The 16,546-nt window shown below is 70.9% G+C and carries 17 protein-coding genes and 1 pseudogene; 12 read left to right on the top strand and 6 right to left on the bottom strand.

Annotated features, from left to right (window positions below; genetic code table 11):
* Positions 1-53: 53 nt before the first annotated feature.
* Positions 54-350: a zinc-ribbon domain-containing protein gene (locus QQM39_RS20700; protein ID WP_301998681.1), complete on the top strand. Its 297-nt coding sequence runs from the start codon at positions 54-56 to the stop codon at positions 348-350.
* 12 nt (positions 351-362) lie between these two features.
* Here the strand turns inward: QQM39_RS20700 and QQM39_RS20705 are convergent, their stop codons facing one another.
* Positions 363-1,109 (bottom strand): DUF2637 domain-containing protein, encoded by a 747-nt coding sequence (locus QQM39_RS20705; protein ID WP_301998682.1) that lies wholly within the window; start codon positions 1,107-1,109, stop codon positions 363-365.
* A gap of 309 nt (positions 1,110-1,418) precedes the next feature.
* Entirely contained in the window at positions 1,419-2,561 is a 1,143-nt protein-coding gene (locus QQM39_RS20710; protein WP_302003654.1) for an MFS transporter, read from the bottom strand.
* Positions 2,562-2,740: 179 nt separating this feature from the next.
* Between QQM39_RS20710 and QQM39_RS20715 the strand changes: the two genes are divergently transcribed.
* Positions 2,741-3,181 carry a GNAT family N-acetyltransferase gene (locus QQM39_RS20715; RefSeq protein ID WP_301998683.1) on the top strand — a complete coding sequence of 147 codons (441 nt, stop codon included), beginning with the start codon at positions 2,741-2,743 and terminating at the stop codon, positions 3,179-3,181.
* Between the two features lie 31 nt (positions 3,182-3,212).
* Here QQM39_RS20715 and QQM39_RS20720 read toward each other — a convergent pair whose 3' ends face one another.
* Positions 3,213-3,545 (bottom strand): hypothetical protein, encoded by a 333-nt coding sequence (locus QQM39_RS20720; RefSeq protein ID WP_301998684.1) that lies wholly within the window; start codon positions 3,543-3,545, stop codon positions 3,213-3,215.
* A gap of 13 nt (positions 3,546-3,558) precedes the next feature.
* Positions 3,559-4,287, bottom strand: coding sequence for an SDR family oxidoreductase (locus tag QQM39_RS20725; RefSeq protein ID WP_301998686.1), 729 nt, complete (start codon positions 4,285-4,287; stop codon positions 3,559-3,561).
* 179 nt (positions 4,288-4,466) lie between these two features.
* Between QQM39_RS20725 and QQM39_RS20730 the strand changes: the two genes are divergently transcribed.
* The gene (locus QQM39_RS20730) at positions 4,467-4,946 is read left to right on the top strand and encodes an Rrf2 family transcriptional regulator (protein WP_302003655.1); all 480 of its coding nucleotides are present in this window, start codon (positions 4,467-4,469) and stop codon (positions 4,944-4,946) included.
* 59 nt (positions 4,947-5,005) lie between these two features.
* On the opposite strand, the gene QQM39_RS20735 is transcribed toward QQM39_RS20730, so the two are convergent.
* Positions 5,006-5,662: a DUF5701 family protein gene (locus QQM39_RS20735; protein WP_301998688.1), complete on the bottom strand. Its 657-nt coding sequence runs from the start codon at positions 5,660-5,662 to the stop codon at positions 5,006-5,008.
* 250 nt (positions 5,663-5,912) lie between these two features.
* On the opposite strand from QQM39_RS20735, the gene QQM39_RS20740 reads away from it, so the two are divergent.
* The 5 genes and pseudogenes from QQM39_RS20740 to QQM39_RS20760 all read left to right on the top strand — a co-directional run bounded on the left by QQM39_RS20740 (position 5,913) and on the right by QQM39_RS20760 (position 10,086).
* Positions 5,913-6,350: a hypothetical protein gene (locus tag QQM39_RS20740; RefSeq protein ID WP_301998690.1), complete on the top strand. Its 438-nt coding sequence runs from the start codon at positions 5,913-5,915 to the stop codon at positions 6,348-6,350.
* A 247-nt stretch (positions 6,351-6,597) separates the two neighbouring features.
* A complete protein-coding gene (locus QQM39_RS20745; protein ID WP_301998692.1) occupies positions 6,598-7,050 on the top strand; it encodes a hypothetical protein in 453 nt (150 codons plus the stop codon).
* A gap of 265 nt (positions 7,051-7,315) precedes the next feature.
* Positions 7,316-8,635, top strand: a complete 1,320-nt coding sequence (locus QQM39_RS20750) for a VCBS repeat-containing protein (protein WP_301998694.1) — start codon at positions 7,316-7,318, stop codon at positions 8,633-8,635.
* A 126-nt stretch (positions 8,636-8,761) separates the two neighbouring features.
* Positions 8,762-9,868, top strand: a pseudogene (locus QQM39_RS20755) (cytochrome P450); the annotation flags it as partial.
* Entirely contained in the window at positions 9,865-10,086 is a 222-nt protein-coding gene (locus QQM39_RS20760; protein ID WP_301998695.1) for a ferredoxin, read from the top strand. The pseudogene QQM39_RS20755 and the gene QQM39_RS20760, both read left to right, overlap by 4 nt.
* A gap of 76 nt (positions 10,087-10,162) precedes the next feature.
* Here the strand turns inward: QQM39_RS20760 and QQM39_RS20765 are convergent, their stop codons facing one another.
* Complete coding sequence (locus QQM39_RS20765; RefSeq protein WP_301998697.1) at positions 10,163-11,212, bottom strand: glycoside hydrolase family 5 protein; 1,050 nt, start codon at positions 11,210-11,212, stop codon at positions 10,163-10,165.
* A gap of 82 nt (positions 11,213-11,294) precedes the next feature.
* Here QQM39_RS20765 and QQM39_RS20770 point away from each other — a divergent pair, with 82 nt between their 5' ends.
* The 4 genes from QQM39_RS20770 to QQM39_RS20785 all read left to right on the top strand — a co-directional run bounded on the left by QQM39_RS20770 (position 11,295) and on the right by QQM39_RS20785 (position 16,538).
* On the top strand, positions 11,295-12,086 hold the full coding sequence (locus QQM39_RS20770) for a maleylpyruvate isomerase N-terminal domain-containing protein (RefSeq protein ID WP_302003656.1): 792 nt from the start codon (positions 11,295-11,297) through the stop codon (positions 12,084-12,086).
* Between the two features lie 183 nt (positions 12,087-12,269).
* On the top strand, positions 12,270-13,088 hold the full coding sequence (locus tag QQM39_RS20775) for an alpha/beta fold hydrolase (protein ID WP_301998698.1): 819 nt from the start codon (positions 12,270-12,272) through the stop codon (positions 13,086-13,088).
* Positions 13,089-13,558: 470 nt separating this feature from the next.
* Positions 13,559-15,049 (top strand): VCBS repeat-containing protein, encoded by a 1,491-nt coding sequence (locus QQM39_RS20780; RefSeq protein WP_301998700.1) that lies wholly within the window; start codon positions 13,559-13,561, stop codon positions 15,047-15,049.
* 73 nt (positions 15,050-15,122) lie between these two features.
* Positions 15,123-16,538: an FG-GAP-like repeat-containing protein gene (locus QQM39_RS20785; RefSeq protein WP_301998702.1), complete on the top strand. Its 1,416-nt coding sequence runs from the start codon at positions 15,123-15,125 to the stop codon at positions 16,536-16,538.
* Positions 16,539-16,546: the final 8 nt, after the last annotated feature.

The raw sequence follows: 16,546 nt of genomic DNA on the forward strand, positions 1-16,546 counted from the left end.
CCTCGCCCGCCGCGGGCACTGTACGGCAGGAACCAATCGGAAAGGACCCAAGCGTGATCATTTTCGGTACCAAGGGCTACCTCTACCAGCTGGCGATACTCACGCTGGTGTGCGGCCAGTGCGGGAACCCCGCCGCGCACACGCTCAGGAAGCGCGTCACGAAGTTCACGCTGTTCTTCGTGCCGCTGTTCCCGATCTCGACGAAGTACGCGACGCAGTGCACCTTCTGCGGCGCCGACCAGAAGGTGCCCCAGGAGCAGGCGGAGCAGCTCCAGACGCAGGCCGCCGCCGGTGGCGGGCACGGCGGTCAGCAGCAGTACGGGCAGTCGCAGCAGCCGTACCAGTCCTGACCCCCTGCGCCGTTACGACCTCGGCTGCTTGGAACCGTTCACCGCGTCAGCGGCGTGCCGGGGGCCGGGCCGCGACGAGAACTGGCCGACGAGCTCGCGAAAGCAGATCAGGGCGGTGATCGGCGGAATTCCGACGACCACCATCGCGAGCAGAGAATGCGGTGACTGGCCGATGCACAATGCCACCGCCGTGCCGGAGGAGACGAGCATGACGGCCCAGGACCGGCGGGCGGTTCGGCGCTGAACGGCTGCCCGCAGAATGGACAGCCCTGCCAGCAGCCACGGCCCGTACACCGTCAAGGGCCACCAATGGGCCAGCTTCGGCGAGACCACGAGCAGCGCGATGGAGCGCAGCTGATCGTACGAATACGAAATGGACCAGGTGAGCATCGTGCCCGCACACAGGGTGATGAGTGTGACCAGGACCGCGACGGTGATGATCTTCGGGTTTTTGGGAAGGACGTGAGCGCTGGGCTGAGGCCGCCGTCGGTGGACCGGGCGGGGCAGCGGCCTGTCGCTGTCCGGCGCGGGCGGAGCGGGAGCCGGGGCGGAAGCAGGATCCAGGCCCTGCCCCGTCAGCCCCGTCAGACCCGGCACCGTCAGGCCCTGCGTCGTGTTCAGCATCTGGGCGAGCTCTTCATCCAGATCCCAGCCGCCCGACGACGAGATCGCCGAATCAGGGACGTGCCACAGGTTCTGCATGTCGAGCTGTTGCGTGTAATGAGGCTGTTCGTCGACCGCCTCGTAGTCGGTGCGCATTTCTAGAACCCCTCCCCCTCCATCGCGGCCCGAAGATATTCACTCTCCATACGGCTGATGGTTCTGAGAAAGTCGTCGAGCAGATCGGAGCAGTGCGTGATGCCTTCCGCAGCGGTCTGATCAACCGCCTGCCGCAAGCGGAACGGATGATCATCATCTGCATGTGTTTCCCGCCAAGTCACGCCCACTCAACGAGCGCCACGCCGTGCAGGACATCTGGCATTCGGGGGAATATCCGTCAACGGTGATTATCTGGAATATCCGCGGCAGGGCCCGGACGGTGAAATTAAGAATATGTGTGATGCGGTGTTATTGATATCCGGCAGTCCGGTTCCGGAAGATCACGGCGAGGGCGGGGCCGGTGGCGAGGAGGAGGGCGAGGGCGGCGTAGCCGTGGGTGAGGGTGGCCAGGGAGGCGACGGCGGCGACCAGCAGCGGGCCGCCCGCGTCGCCGAGTTCGCGGCCCAGCTCGGCGGAGCCCATGGTCTGGCCGAGCCGTTCGGCGGGCGTGGAGGCGGCCAGGGCGGCGAACCCGAGCGGGGTGATCAGGCCGGTGCCGACGCCGATCAGCGTGGCGGCGAGGAGGACGCCGGCCAGGCCGGGCAGCATCGCCGAGGCCAGTCCCGCCGCCGTGATCAGCAGCCCGGCGGTGAGGCCGGTGCGTGCGGTGAGGCGGCCGTCGTCCAGGGCCCGCCCGGCCTTCGGCTGTACGACGGCCGCGCAGGCCGCCAGTACCGACACCGCGGCGCCGGTCGCGACCGTGCCGAGCCCGGCGGCGGCGCCGGAGACCGGCAGGAAACCGACGCCGACGGAGAGGGCGGCGGTCGCACCGGCCAGGGCGGCCGTGGGACGGACGAAGGCCGGGTCGGCCAGGCGCCGGGCCAGGTCCAGTACCGTCTGCCGCTGCTTGGGCAGCGGGGGGACGTGCGGGACGGCGAGCGCGGCCCAGAGCGCGACCGCCGCGCCGAGTACCGCGAGCACGGTGAACAGCAGTCGTAGGCCGCCGGCCCACACCAGGACGCCGCCGAGCAGCGGGCCCAGGGTGTAGCCGATGGACTTGTAGAAGCCGTAACTGCCGAACGCCCGCCCGTGCTTGGCCGCCGGGTTCAGCCGGGCGACCAGCGCGGACGCGGACGGTGAGAACGCCGAGGCCGCGGCGCCCTGACCGAGCCGGGCGGCCCAGAGCCAGCCGGGGCTGTCGGCGACGACGTACGCGGCGGAGGCCAGCGCGAACGCGACGAGGCCGCCGAGCAGCACCGGACGCGCCCCGATCCGGTCGGCGAGCGTGCCGAAGAGCGGCTTGAGCACGACCTCGGCACCGTCGTACAGCGCGAGCAGGCCGCCGAGGACCAGCAGGGAGGTCACGGCGTCGTCGGAGTACCCGCCGAGGTTGGCGGCGATGCCGTGCGCACCGAAGGCGGTGGTGAAGCCGGCGGCGTAGAGGGGCCACATCTGGGGGGCGGGGGTGGCGGCATGGGCTGGGGCGGGTTGCCCGGGCAGCCCTTGAGCCGCTCGCCGTCCGCCACGGCCTCCGGCGTTCCTGGTCACACAGCGGAACGTAGCAACCGTTCCATCCCCCAGGGGAGGGGTACGGCCGGGCAGGAACCGTCGTGCGCGCTAGCGTGGTGATCATGGCGGACTATGGGATTCGGCAGGCCTCGGTGTCGGACGTCGAGGCGGTGGCCGAGTTGCGTGCCGTGGTGCTGCGGGCGGATCTGGAACGGCTCGGGCGGTACGACGAGCAGCGGGTGCGGCAGCGGCTGCGGGACGGCTTCGATCCGGCCCACACCTGGGTGATCGAGGTGGGCGCGGCGTTCGCCGGCTGTGTGGCGCTGCGGCCGGCCGAGGACGCCCACTGGCTGGAGCACTTCTATCTGGCCCCGCACCTTCAGGGCAGCGGTATCGGCTCGGGAGTGCTGCGCGAGCTGCTGGAGCGGTGCGACCGCCGCGGTGTCCTCGTCCGGTTGAACGTCCTGCGGGGCAGTGCGGCGCAACGGCTGTACGAGCGGCACGGGTTCACCGTCGAGACCGAGGACGCGGTGGACGTGTTCATGGTGCGCGAGCTGTGCTGACGGCGGTCAGCGGGGACCGGCTGCGGCGCCGTCAGGCCACCTCCCACATCACGAAGATGTACAGCGCCGCCTCGATCTGTGCCTTCGTACGGTCGTCGACCTCCCCCGCGAACCTGACGAAGACCACGCCGGACCCGGGATCGGCCGCGACGAACAGGGTCAACGGCACCCGGCCCAGCAGCGGGTAGTCGTACCAGTCGGACCGCTCGACATCCGTCCCCGGCAGGGCGGTTTCGATGGCCTGCCAGTCCGAGTCGTCGAACTCGTATCCCGCGAACCTGGCGACCGATTCACACAACGGCCGCAGATTGACATCGACGATCCAGCCGCCGTCGAACGCGCTGTCGGGATCCGGCGCGGCCATCCCTGAGCCCATGTCAGGAGAGCCAGTCGGTGTAGCGCGTGGGGGCGAGGTGAGCGTTCTTGTCGGTGAGGACGTCGCCCTTGACGGCGGCGAACATGCCGGCGGTGGGGTCGGTGACGACCGTACGGCTGTCCCCCTTGTGGGACAGGGTGATCCGGCCCAGCTCGTCCAGGGGGAAGATCTCGGGGCCGCCGATGTCGCGGATGCCGTTCAGCGGGGCGCCGACGGCGGCCTCCGTCACGGCCCGGGCCACGTCCTTGGCGGCGATCGGCTGGATCGGGGTGGCGGGCAGGCGGACGGTGTCGCCGTCGGCGGTCCAGGACAGGACGGCGTCCATGAACTCCATGAACTGCGTCGCCCGGACGATGGAGTAAGGGATCGGCCCGGCCGCGAGGACGGTCTCCTGGAGCGTCTTGGCGCGGTAGTAGTCCAGCTCCGGCACCTGGTCCACGCCGACGATCGAAAGGATGACGAAGTGGCCGACGCCGCCCTTGTGGGCCGCGGCCAGGAGGTTGTCCATCGAGGTCTGGAAGAAGGCCGGGGAAGTTCCGTCGAACGTCGGGGAGTTCGTCAGGTTGACGACGACGTCCGCTCCCGCCACGGCCTCGTCCAGCCCTTGGCCGGTGATGACGTCGACTCCGGTGGACTGCGAGTGCGGGACCGCCTCGTGCCCGGCGGCGTTCAGGTCCCTGACGACCTGCGACCCGATGAGTCCGGTGCCGCCGATGACCGCGAACTTCATGACATGCCTTTCGTCGGTGGGATATCCGCAATGTGGCATATGAACCACCGCGTGGACGTGACATCCACCAAACTCGGATACTTTATGTCCGAGACAATACTCGGACACCTCCTGTCCGAGTCAAGCGGCGGGACCGGGAAAGCCTGAAGAGTGCGCCTGATTAGAGTGGTCGAGTGAAGATGTCCGGCGGTGTCGAGTGGGCCCTGCACTGCTGCGTCGTGCTCACGTCGGTCGACGAGCCCGTCCCGGCGACCAAGCTGGCGGAGCTGCACGACGTGTCGCCGAGCTACCTGGCCAAACAGCTGCAGGCTCTCTCCCGGGCCGGGCTCGTGCGCTCGGTCCAGGGCAAGGCGGGCGGCTACGTACTCACCCGGGACGCCGCCTCGATCACGGTGCTCGACGTGGTCGAAGCGGTCGACGGCCCCGGCCCGGCTTTCACCTGCACGGAGATCCGGCAGCGGGGCCCCCTGGCCACCCCGGCCGAGGCGTGCACCACACCCTGCCCGATCGCCCGCGCGATGGCCGGGGCGGACACGGCCTGGCGAGAAGCGCTACGGGCCGTCTCGATCGCCGATCTCGTCCAGGACGTCGGCGCCACGTCCGGCCCCGCCGCGCTGACCCGCGTCGGCGCGTGGCTGACCACGTCGTCGCAGGGCTGAGAGCGCGGCCGTCGCAGGGCTGAGAGCGCGGCCGTTTCGCCGGCGCCTGTAGCTACTGGCTAGCCCCTGCGACCCGTAGCGGAGGCGAAGCCCAGCCATGTGTGGCGGTTGCCCCACCAGCACCAGCCGACCTTGGGGGCGTTGCGCCGCTCGCGGCCGTCGCGGCCCGTGCCGTTGCTGATCCAGATCGCCGGGGTACGGGCGTCCAGGTCGCCGTTCGGCTTGCGCAGCCGGGAGCCGATGGTCATGAAGCAGCGGTTGCGCTCGAGGATCGGCGGCTGCTGGAGCACCCAGTGGATGCCTTCGGTGAGCAGCAGCGGGGTGCGGTCCTCCTTCGTGAGGGCCGGCAGCGCCTCTTCCGGGCTCCAGTTGGCCATGCGGTCGCCGCGGTCGATGCCGGTGACGACGTAGAGGGGGGCGTCGGGCAGTTCGACGGCGTCGGGCGCGAAACGGTCGACGTCGGGCATGTCGACGACCACGAAGCCGGGCTTGCCGTCGTGCCGGAGCAGCGGGGCGAGGGCGGACGCGGGGGCGCGGTCCGGGTGGACGGCGAGCAGCGCGTCGCTGCCTGCGCTGCCGGCGTCCCGCGCGAAGGTGCGGATCTCGTCGGCGGATATCCCCGCGAGCTCGTGCACCCCGAGCTCGATCAGGTGTTCCGCCTGGGTGGTGAGCGGCGGGAGCGAGGTCACGGTGGCGTTGGACGCACTGTCGGGCACAGGACTCCTCGGTTCGCGGTTCGCGGTGGCGGTGGCGGTGGCGGTGGCGGTGGCTGCGGACCTGAGGTCAACGAGGCGGTCTGCCGGAATGTTCCCGGTCATCACACCCGTACGCCACCACCCGTCCCGGCACACGGATGTGACCCGGCGTCTCGCCAGGAGCACGCCACCTGTGCCATGTGCCGTGGGTCGGACTGGTGTGGACGGCCGCGACGTACATGCCTGCGCTTCGAGAAACGGTGGTTCCTCCATGTCCGAAGAGCACGACAAGAACCAGTTCGAAGGGCGGCTCAGTCCTGCCCCGCAGGACGTCGGCGCCGGTTCCGACAACGACCGGACCGCGCTCGTCACCGCGGGGACGGCGCGCGGGCGGCGGCTGCGGCGGCAGGCCGCAGTAGTGGCCGGCGCTGTCGGCATCGCGCTCGTCGGGGTGGGCGGGGCGCTGCTCGGGCCCTGGGGCGACGACCCGCAGCACTCCTCCGCGACGTCGGCTCCCGACCCCACCTCCAGGGCCGACCTCGTCTCCACGCTCAAAGGTCTGCTGCCCAAGGGCAGGGTCACCGAACCGAACGGACTGGACGCCGCGGCCAGTCCCTTCGAGGCGGAGGTCGTCTACGACGACGGCAAGGGCCCGGCGGCCATCGGCATCGGCTTCAGCACTTCGAGCCGGGCGCCCAGTCCGAGCTGACCATCGGCTGTCCGACCATGGCCCAGTCGGAGTTCAACAACTGCGTCACCACTCGACTGCCCGACCGGTCGCGCCTGACGCTGCTCAAGACGTACGTGTATCCCGACGACCGCCGCACGGACACCAAGGTCTGGTCAGCCGCCCTGCTCACCCCGAGCGGCATTACATCTCCGCGTGGGAATGGAACTCCTCCGCCCGGCACGGCGCTCCGATCAGCAGGGCCGAACCCCCGCTGTCCGGTGCCCAGTTGAAAAGGCTGGTCACGGCCGGGGTGTGGCGGCGGGTCGTCGACGCCGTCGTCGAGGACCAGGGGAAGCGGTGGGCGCAGACACCCACGCCGAGCGAGGGCGAGGGGCCGACCGTTGCCGCTGTCCTGGGCACCCTCGTTCCGCTCCTCCCCAAGAACCTCGCGGTGTCCAACCAGGGCCACGACTACCCGTACGTCGACGTCCGCGACGCCAAGAACGACGATGTGGCCCAGTTCGACAGCACGGTCCGGATCGACGTCCAGCGCGACATGTCCGACGCCGCCGACGAGCTGTACGGCGCCGACGCCGAGACCCTGCCCGACGGAACCAAGGTCGCCACCCGCCAGGAACCGGACGACAAGGGCGTCGAGGGGATCCGCTCGACCCCGGCTCTGACGATCGAGCAGCTGCGGGAAATCGCACTCAGCCCGAAGTGGGACCAGTTCCGCTAGCTCCGGACAGGCGGAGGCTTTCCCCGAAACGGACCGGCAGTCGTCCGGCGGGCGCACCTGGCGGACACCTCGTGGGTTGGAGATGAAAACGGTCGCGCTCGTAAAGATCGGCAGGTCACGCGCGTGACGACAGCGGAGATCGATTTCGAGGGGCCGTTCGACGCCGCGCCGCGACCGCACCCATCCCGGCAAAGGGACTGTCGCCCCCCCCTCGAACGCGTGCATGATTACCCAGTTGTTGCCCCTGGTGCTGACGAGGTGAGCGGTGCGCGCGCGAAGAAGCGGGAAGTGTACGGCGGCCAGGACCGGCACCCTCGGCGTCCTCGGCGTCCTCGCCCTGGCCGCCTGCGGTCCCGACCGGCACAGCGACAACGCCGGACCGGCCCCGCACACCCCCGTCCAGATAGCCGACGCCCCCGCCCGACTTCCCGTCCCGCACGGCAAGGGCAGCAAGACCTCCGACGACTTCAACGGCGACGGCCACCGCGACCTCGTCCTCAACGACCTGGTCAAGTCCCAGGCCCACGCCGACGACCCGGGCATCGGCATCGTCTACGGCGGTGACCGCGGACTCGCCGCGGGCGCACGGCAGTTGCTCAGCCCGCAACGCCAGGCGGCCCCGACGAAGGGCCAACTCCCCGCGGTCTTCGACGCGGAGGAGACCTGCGACCTGAACGGCGACGGCTTCACCGACCTGGTCGTCTCCACCGACCCGCCCTACGACGGCCAGGGCCGGCCCCCGGTCCCCCTCCAACTCCTCTTCGGCTCCCCGAACGGCCTCACCGGCAAGGCGGTCACACTCACCATCCCCGCCTCCGCCCGCGCCGGCAACGACTGGCCCGACCAGCCGGTGTGCGGCGACTTCGACGGCGACGGCGCGCAGGACCTGGTCGTCCACGCCTCGGACGTCCAACTGACCTTTCTCCGGGGCCCGTTCAGCCGCAAGGGCAAGCCCAAGGCCGCGGCCGCCCCCATCCCGGCCCCCGGCAACGCCCCCACGGGCCCCGCAGCCGACGTCGACCACGACGGATACGACGACCTGGTGGTCCGTACGGCACAGGGCGCGGGCACATCAGCGGTGGTCCTCGGCGGCCCGAGCGGACCCACCCGCACCGGAGTCGTCCTGCCCGCCGGCATCGACGTGGCTCTCGGCGCCTTCGGCAAGGACAAGGCCGACCTGGACGCGGCGGTCGGCACGATGGACGGAACCTTCCTGCGCTACGACCTCCCGGCCGCGACCGTACGCGGAACCCTCGACGTCCCCGGCTCCGTGCTCGACGCCGCCGACTTCGACGGCGACGGGCGGAGCGAACTCGTCTCCAGCGGCTCGCAGTTGCGCGTCTTCCGCGGCCGTACGACAGGAATCGCGGCGGCGGGCATGGTGACCGTGGAGCCGCCCGCGCAGGGCACCACGCGCGTCGTGACGGTCGGCGACTTCGACGAGGACGGGCGAGCGGACCTGGTGGTGCGGACGTCCGCCGGCGAGACGAAGGACACGGTGGCCGTGTATCCGGGGAGGAAGCAGGGACTGGTCGCGGCGGAGCCGTCGGTCGAGTTCTCCAGCTCGGGGTTTCTGACGCGGTAGCCGTCGTGGGCGCCGCAGGCACCGCATGCCGTTGCGCCTTCGCTGTCATTCATTGCAACGCGATATTGCCTTCACCTTCAGCGTCATTGCATCAATTTCCGGGCCTGGACGTGGTCATACGCCCTTCGGCACGGTCCCATCAGCCGTTTAACGCACCCCGGCGGCAAACCCGGCTGGCTGATCACCGGGTACGACCTGGTCAGGTCGGTCCTCGCCGACGCGCGGTTCAGCTCGCGCAAGGAGCTCATGAACGTCGTCGACTTCGAGCTTCCTCCGGCGCCGCCCGGCGAGTTCCTCCTCATGGACGAGCCGCAGCACGGGCGCTACCGGAAGCCGCTGGTGGGCAAGTTCACCGTACGGCGCATGCGACTGCTCACCGAGCGCATCGAGCAGATCACCGCCGACCGCCTGGACGCCATGGAGAAGGCCGGGCCGCCGACGGACCTGGTGACGGCGTTCGCCAAGCCCATCCCCACCGTCGTCATCTGCGAGCTGCTGGGGGTGCCGTACGAGGACCGGGGCTCCTTCCAGGAGCAGATCGACACCTTCATGGGCGGGGAGACGGACGAAGAGGCGCTGATAGCGGCCTACACCGCGACCCAGGAGTACCTCGCGAAGCTGGTGGCCGCCAAGCGTGCGAACCCCACCGACGACGTGCTCAGCGAACTCACCGACAGCGATCTGACCGACGAGGAGCTGCGGGGGATCAGCCTGATCCTGCTGGCGGCCGGGTTCGACACCACCGCGAACATGCTGTCCCTCGGCACCTTCGCGTTGCTGCAGCACCCGGAGCAACTGGCCGCGCTGCGCGCCGACCCCGCGCTGACCGACGGGGCCGTGGAGGAGCTGCTGCGGTATCTGAGCGTCGCCAAGACGTTCATGCGGACGGCCCTTGAGGACGTGGAGGTGGGCGGCCAGACCATCGAGGCCGGCACCACGGTCGTCCTGTCGTACAACACCGCCAACCGCGACCCGGAGCGCTTCACCGACCCTCATGTGCTCGACGTGCGCAGGCCGTACGACGGGCACCTGGCCTTCAGCCACGGCATCCACCAGTGCCTGGGCCAGCAACTGGCCCGTATCGAGATGCGGGTCGCGTTCCGCGCGCTGCTCGACCGCTTCCCCACGCTGCGTCTGGCCGTACCGGCCGAGGAGGTCGGTCTGCGCCCGGAGGCCGCGGACATCTACGGGGTGCGAAGCCTCCCGGTCACCTGGGACAAGGAAGGGTCATGACACCGACCCGCCTGCACATCGACCGTGAGCGCTGCATCGGCGCCGGGATGTGCGCCCTGACCGCCCCCGAGGTCTTCGACCAGGATCCCGACGACGGCCGCGTGCTCCTGCTGCACGCCGAGCCGCCCACCGCCCATCGCGCGGCCGCACGGATGGCCGCCGGGGTCTGCCCCTCCGGGACGATCACCCTCCACGAGCCGGAAGCCGACGACGCCTAGGGCTTGTCCGTCCGTCGCACACGCGCCGGAGCGCCCTCATGGCTCAAACACGAGGGCGCTCCTGCGGGTCCGCCGGTTACTGGCGCCAGGCCCAGTGCAGGCGGTCGAGCCCGCTCTGGTTGTTCACCCGCAGGCTGAGGTCGGTGCCCGTGCCCTGGAGGGTGGTGAGGGAGTAGGTGTCTCCGTTGCGCAGGCCGGGCCAGTAGACCGAGCCGAGGCCCAGTTCACGGATGGTGTCGGTCGCCGCCTGGATGTAGGCGATCTCGTTGGAGCCGTTGATCGGCCCGTTGTAGTTCAGTCCGGAGGTCATGGTGGCGCCGAACTCGTCCAGGACGGTGCGCGAGGCGCAGTCGCCGATGCGCGCCTTGAAGTCCTGCTTCCACTGGTCGGCGCTGGTCCAGTCGGTGTGCCAGAAGCCGTAGTTGTGCAGGGCCAGCCGGGTGCCGTCCAGCCGGCTGTCGGCGCACACGGGCTTGACGTCCTCGCTGTACTTGACCCCTCCGATGAGGACCCGGTCGCGGGGCACGGAGCGGTGGGTCGTCACCCAGCGGGCGGCGATGTCGCGCCACTCCTGGGAGGTGTAGCCGAACGGCTCGTTCATCGGCTCGAAGTACACCCGGGAGTTGCCCACGTAGGCGGAGGTGATCCGCGCCCACATCTGGTCGTAGGCGGCCTGGTTGTCGATCTTGCCGTCCTTGGCGTTGTCGGCCTCCCAGTAGCCCAGGATGACCTTGAACCCCTTGGCGGTGGCGGCGTCGATCGCTCCCTTGTACGACTTCCAGAACGGGCCGGTGACGGAGGTCGGATTTACCGGCAGCCGTACGGTGTTGGCCCCCAGCTTGGCGAACCCGCCGACTATCGCCTGGGACTTGGCGTAGGTGGTGGCGTAACTGTCGGAGGTCGACAGCCCCGAAGGCACGACCGCGTCGTCGGCGTAGTTGTCCCGCGGGTCGGCCCAGTTGACCCCACGGAAGTCGCTGACGGGGATCACAGCCGCCTTGCCGGATGGGGAGGAGCCGGATTCGGGGGAGGCGGATGCGGGGGAGGCGAGTGCTCCCCCGAACGCCGTGGCGCAGGCCAGCAATGCACCGAGGCAGGCTGTCCGGCGATGGTTCTTTCGTGTCACGGCGTCTCCTTCTGAGCGGTTGCGTTCGGGAAAAGCCGCAGACGTGGGCGGCGGTTGGATAGCTCCCGCAAACTAGAAGACGATCCGAACAGAGGTCAACACATCAGCACACAAAGTTTCACTATGGCTCGCCTCCGCGCACGACAATCGGGCCCGCTGCCTCGATGTGCGGGTGCCGACCTGCCCCGAGTGGACGTTGTTCGATCTGGCGCAGCACCTGGGCGACGGGCGCCGCTCCTGGGCCGCCACCATCGCCGCAGGGCCTGCCGCCGCGGCCAAGTCCGCGTCGGAGGGCCCGGCAGCGCCTCGGGAGCGCGAGGCCCTGCCGGCCTGGTTCGCGGCATCGACGCAGCAGCTACCGGACGCACTGCGCGAGGCCGGCCCGGATCGCGGTTGCTGGACGTGGTGGGGTACGTCGCAGTCGCCGCAGACCTGCGGTGCCGTTGCCCGGCACCAGCTCCAGGAGATCGCGCTGCACACCTACGACGCCCAGGTCACCGTGGGCGCCCCGCAGCCGCCGCAGGTGCCGGACGAGGTGGCACTGGACGGTGTCGACGAGTTCCTGTCCACCTGCTGCGCGACGACGAGTGCCTGGCCGCACAAGCCCGCCGCCGTCGACTTCCACGCCACCGAGGGCCACTCCTGGCGCCTCTCGCTCTCCGCCGACGGCGCACGGGCCACCCGTCTCCCCACGTCCGGCACCATGCCCGCCACCGCTGCCGGCGAGGACCCGGACACGGCCGCCGCCTCCGCCCGGGGCGCGGCCAGTGACCTGGTCCTCGCCCTGTACGGCCGTATTCCGGTGGACTCCCTGAAGCTCGACGGCGACCGGCATCTCTTCGACCTGCTCCAGGCCTGGGAGCCGGAGGAGTAGGACGTGACGCCGCGCCACAGAGGCGCAGCGCAGAGCTGGGGCCTGACGCACGAGGGCGTGGCCGTCATGGACCGCACAGCTGGTCCGGCGGCCACGTTCGCCATGTGGCTCAGGGCCGATGGCCCACCCCGTGGAGACCGGCCTCGACTGAACCTTCGTATCAGCGTCTCCCGGAGGCCCGACGTGGCATGGTCCGAACGCGTGGTGGTGCGAGACGGTGTCCGGCGTGTCTGCCGGGACTGGGGCGGGCCGGGGCAGCCCCTCGTGTTGCCGCACGGCCTCGCCGGTCACGCGGGTGAATGGGACGGGCCGGCACGGCGTTTGAGTTCCCGCTACCGGGTCGTCGCGGTCGACCAGCGCGGGCACGGCGCCAGTGAGCGGCACCCGCGGGACGTCTCGCGCGCCGCCTGCGTCGCCGACGTCGTCGCGGTGGTCGAGCAACCGGCGCTGCGGCGACCTGCCCTGGTCGGCCAGTCGTTGGGCGGGCACACGGCGATGCTCACCGCCGCCGCGCATCCCGGACTGGTCCGCGCGCTCGTGCTCATCGAGGCCGGCCCCGGCGGACCGAACCCCGACGGGCCGGTGGACATCGGCGGATGGCTCGACTCGTGGCCGACGCCGTTTCCCTCGCGCGAAGCGGCAGCCGCGTTCCTCGGCGGCGGACGGGTCGGCGCGGGCTGGGCGGCCGGGCTGGAGGAACGCGCGGGCGGTAAGGGCGGCGAGGGCGGGTGGTGGCCTCGCTTCGACCGGGACGTGATGGTCCGCTCGCTGGCGGAGAACGCCCGGCGTTCCTTCTGGCACGAGTGGGAACAGGTCGTGTGCCCCACCCTCGCCGTCCTGGCCCAGTCCGGCTTCATCCCTGCGCGGGAAGCCGACGAGATGCTCCGGCAGCGACCCGAGACCGTGTCACTGAGCATCCCCGGCACCGGCCACTACCTGCACCTGGAACAGCCGGAAACCTTGCACACCGCGCTCTCGGTGTTCCTTGAGGGCCTCGCCTGAGGGCCTCGCCCGAGTCTCGTACAGGGCCTGCCCCTCCGGCGCCGCGGCCGGCACGCCCGCCGTGGCGCCCTGTCCGGCAGCGGCGGCGACGCGCGTCCGCATCACCAGGCGTACCAGACCACGGCGTTGATGAGCCCGGGCCGGGAGCCGGTAGCCGGTAGCCGGTAGCCGGTAGCCGGTAGCCGGTAGCCGGTAGCCGTTGGCAGTTTCGGGCGGGGCATCGGCGCCCACAGCGCGCAGGGGTGGACGGACCTCAGGAATCCGGGTCCGGCCGACCACCACCGGTCCCCCCGACCACAACCGCCTCAAACAATTACCGAACTCACGTACAACCCTTACGCCTCCTCGCCGGTCTCCTGATCGCTGACCGTGCCATGAACCCGAGGACAACTCCGGGCAAACGCGCACAGTCGCACCCCATTGGCTGCGGATGTCCGCCAGGCATCCCCGCATGCAGCAGGAGAACCCGCATGCACAAGCACCACCCGCGCCGCACGGCAAGAGTCGCCCTCGCGACGGCCACCGCGGCCGCGCTGACCGGCGGTCTGCTCACCTTCGCGGCGTCCACGGCGACCGCCGCCGACTCCACCGACGTCCCGCACGCCGACTTCAACGGCGACGGCATCGGTGACGTCGCCTTCTCCGCCCAGGGCGCCTACGTGAGCGGCAAGAAGGCGGCCGGCCAGCTCGTCGTCCTCTACGGCACCGCGAGCGGCGTCTCGTCCGCCAAGCGCCACACGATCAGCCAGAACACCACGGGCAGCCCGGGCACCGCCGAGGCCGGGGACAACTTCGGCGCGGAGACCGCGTACGCCGACTTCAACGGCGACGGCTACGACGACATCGCCGTCAGCGCCTGGGGTGAGGACGTCGGCAGCGACGTCGACGGCGGCGGGCTGGCCATCCTGTGGGGCTCGGCCTCCGGCATCACCGGCAAGGGCGTGACGGTCGCCGACCCGGCACCGTCCTCGCACGACTGGTGGGGCAAGAACCTCGCCGCCGGCGACTTCGACGGGGACGGCAAGGCCGACCTGGCCGTCGGCAACAGCACCGCCACCATCCACGTCTTCAAGGGAGGCTTCAACCTCTCCGGCGTAGCGGGCGGCCGCTACACCATCAAGCCCTCGATCGTGGGCAGTGACGCCGGCGGCCCGGTCAACCTGACCGCCGGCGACATCAACGGCGGCGAGACCGACCTGGTCGTCGACGGCTACGAGACCGAGACCGACAACGGCTGGAACCGCAACTACTTCATCCCCGGCGGCCCCACCGGCCTGAGCACCGCGGGCGCCAAGACCCTCAAGCCCGGCGTGATCACCGCGATCGGCGACATCGACGGCGACGCATACGGCGACGTCGTCAGCGGTGCCTACTGGAACACCACCACCAGCGACGGCACCTCGATCCCGGACTCCGGCAAGGGCGGCAAGGTCTGGGTCACCTACGGCTCGGACGACGGCCCCCTCACCTCGTACGCCACCGGCATCACCCAGGACACCGGCAACGTCCCCGGCGCCGCCGAGACCAACGACAACTTCGGCCACGAGCTCGACCTCGGCGACATCAACGGCGACGGCTTCCTCGACCTCGCGATCGGCGTCGCCGGCGAGAACATCGGCAGCGCCGCCAACACCGGCGCGGTCACGATCCTCTACGGCACCGCCGACGGCCTGAACACCACCTCCGGCACCCAGGGCTTCGCCCAGAGCACCGCGGGCGTCCCCGGCGACGACGAGGACGACGACTCCTTCGGCCTGGACGTCAAGCTCGACGACGTCACCGGCGACGGCAAGGCCGACCTGGTCGTGGGCTCCATGGAGAACGCCGGCAACGGCGGGGTCACCTACCTGCCCTCCAGCGGCTCGAAGATCATCACCACCGGCTCCCGTTCCATCGCCCCGAGCACCTCGGGCGTCTCGACGACGGGCACGCCGTACTTCGGCGCCAACTTCGCGGACTGAGCAGCCGTAGCACTCGACATGCCGGGCCCGTTCATCCCCACGGGCCCGGCACCCTTTCCCAGGAGCACCCACCTTGCGCAAGCGCCCCCTCCTCCTCGCCGCCGCCCTCACCACCGGCCTGCTCACCGCCCTCCCGGCGGCCACCGCCTCCGCCGCCCCCTCCAGGCTGGCCGGCGACTTCAACGGCGACGGCTACCGTGACGTCGCGGTCGGCGCCCCCTGCACCAATGTCGGCTCCGCGTCCTGCGCCGGCGCCGTCGTCGTGCTCTACGGCTCGTCGTCCGGTGTCTCGGCCACCCGCAAGGCCGTGATCACCCAGAACTCCGCCGGGGTGCCGGGCACCGCCGAGTCGGGAGACGTGTTCGGCGCCGCCCTCGCCGCGGCCGACCTGGACCGCGACGGCTACTCCGATCTCGTGGTCGGCGCCACGGGCGAGAGCATCGGCGACCGGGACGGCGTCGGCTCCGGCACCGTCCTGTGGGGCGGCCCGTCCGGTCTGTCCGGTGGGAAGGGGCTGCCGCAGCCGTCCACGCTCGCCGAGTGGGGCGGCTTCTCCCGGGGCATCGCGGCCGGCGACTTCGACGGCGACGGCGACACGGACGTCACGCTCACCGGCCAGAGCCACACCCGCCTGTACCTGGGCCCCTTCACCCGCACCGGCGGCCCGCTGAGCCACTACCGCGTCGGCGAACTCGGCACCAGCTACGAGGCGATCGCGGGCGACATGAACGGCGACGGCGCGGCCGAACGCGTCTACCCGCACGCCGTGGACGGCGACACCGGCGGCCAGATCCTCTACTACCGCACGAGCGGCACGGGCAACTCCACCCTGACCGAGCTGCCGAACGCCGACGGCTTCCCCGGCTCGATCGCCGACATCGACGGCGACGGATACGGCGACCTCGTCCTCGGCGACTACACGGACCCCTCCAGCTACAAGCCCGGCGGCCACAAGGGCGGCCGGATCACCGTCTGGTACGGCGGCCCGAACGGCCCCGACCCCGCGCAGACGCCGACCGTCGTCCACCAGGACACCACCGGTGTGCCCGGCTCGGGCGAGGCCGACGACGCCTTCGGCGCGACCGTCGGCACCGGCGACATCAACGGCGACGGATACGCCGACGTCGCGGTCGGCGCCCCCGGCGAGGACCTCGGCTCGGCGAACGAGGCGGGCTCGGTGACCGTGCTGTTCGGCTCGGCCTCCGGCCTGAGGACCAGCGGCGCCAAGTCGTACACCCAGAACACCTCCGGCGTGCCCGGCACCGCCGAGGCCTGGGACCGCTTCGGCTCCGCCGTCGACCTGACCGACCTGACCAAGGACGGCAAGGCCGAACTCGTCATCGGCGTCGACGGCGAGAACTCCGTCGGCGGCGTCTGGACCCTGCGCGGCACCTCCACCGGCCCGACCACCACGGGCGCCAAGGGACTGACCGCCGCCGACGTCTCCCTCAAGTACGCCGCCAACTTCGGCTCGGTGATCGCTCAGTGACACATCGT

Source organism: Streptomyces sp. DT2A-34, assembly GCF_030499515.1.
In the GTDB taxonomy this organism is placed as follows: Bacteria; Actinomycetota; Actinomycetes; order Streptomycetales; family Streptomycetaceae; genus Streptomyces.

Coding starts and splice junctions, on each gene's coding strand:
- QQM39_RS20780 (WP_301998700.1), top strand. CDS start 13,559: ATGCACAAGCACCACCCGCGCCGCACGGCAAGAGTCGCCCTCGCGACG.
- QQM39_RS20730 (WP_302003655.1), top strand. CDS start 4,467: ATGTCCGGCGGTGTCGAGTGGGCCCTGCACTGCTGCGTCGTGCTCACG.
- QQM39_RS20710 (WP_302003654.1), bottom strand. CDS start 2,561: ATGTGGCCCCTCTACGCCGCCGGCTTCACCACCGCCTTCGGTGCGCAC.
- QQM39_RS20720 (WP_301998684.1), bottom strand. CDS start 3,545: ATGGCCGCGCCGGATCCCGACAGCGCGTTCGACGGCGGCTGGATCGTC.
- QQM39_RS20740 (WP_301998690.1), top strand. CDS start 5,913: ATGTCCGAAGAGCACGACAAGAACCAGTTCGAAGGGCGGCTCAGTCCT.
- QQM39_RS20725 (WP_301998686.1), bottom strand. CDS start 4,287: ATGAAGTTCGCGGTCATCGGCGGCACCGGACTCATCGGGTCGCAGGTC.
- QQM39_RS20760 (WP_301998695.1), top strand. CDS start 9,865: ATGACACCGACCCGCCTGCACATCGACCGTGAGCGCTGCATCGGCGCC.
- QQM39_RS20705 (WP_301998682.1), bottom strand. CDS start 1,109: ATGCGCACCGACTACGAGGCGGTCGACGAACAGCCTCATTACACGCAA.
- QQM39_RS20715 (WP_301998683.1), top strand. CDS start 2,741: ATGGCGGACTATGGGATTCGGCAGGCCTCGGTGTCGGACGTCGAGGCG.